This is a genomic window from Treponema endosymbiont of Eucomonympha sp. (assembly GCF_001028545.1).
Genome location: NZ_BBPW01000283.1, coordinates 1 through 819 on the forward strand (window position 1 = coordinate 1; position 819 = coordinate 819).

At 54.1% G+C, this 819-nt stretch carries 1 protein-coding gene; it reads right to left on the bottom strand.

The features are described from left to right. On the bottom strand, positions 1–662 hold a 662-nt coding region (locus AWU74_RS06555), incomplete at its 3' end, for a hypothetical protein (protein WP_202966424.1). Positions 663–819 lie beyond the last annotated feature (157 nt).

Here is an 819-nt window from a genome sequence, read left to right on the forward strand (position 1 = left end):
CGACTGCTACGGCAGTAAATGCGCGGACGACAGATGCCCTCTATACGGTCTTGCGGGGCGGCAGGCATGATGCTATCCGCGGCTTTGGCAAGGATAGCGTCAACGCACAAAGGCTCGCCCTTGCCTTCTATGTGCTGTTTGCTTTTTAGCCGGTTTCCGTAGAAAAAACGCGCCCCGTCCTTCGCGCCTTTATCGCAGTATGGGTGAGCGCGTAAAAAGGCGTCTTTTAGCCGCGTATACTCGTCAATACCCGTAACCATACGGTCAAGATAAAAAACGGCGTGGAAGCGGTCGCAGGGCGGCTCGCCGCCTTTGGGCTTGCCGTGTGATTTTGAAGTAACAAGCTCATAGCGGACACCGGCGAATTCGGCTTGAAACTCGGCAATCGGCTTGCCGCCGTCCACGTCTACCGGCAGCACGTTACTTTGGATAAAGTTTTTATTGCCGCGTATGCCGCCGCGGTACTCCGCAAAGACGCAATCGTACTCAGCGCCTTCAAAATATGAGTCTACGCGGTGCGGGTACTCCGTGTTTGTTGCGTTGTCTACGCATGTTGCCCGATAAATCGTAGGCTTGTTTGTTTCCGCGTTATGAAGTATGCTTTGGGCATCAATCGCGTTGCCCCGCGCCTGCCAGCCGGGGTATTTTTTTATCTCGGTCATCATAACGCGTCCCCTTGCGATAGAGCGCGTTTTTTGAGCGTCTGTTTGGCGGGGTGGTCATCTATATCGACCTTGCGTTTTGCCTCGCTTCCGGTATGCGTGTACCCCGCCTTTTTCACGGCAAAATCAATATGTACGTCGGTGTGCTTTTCGCTCC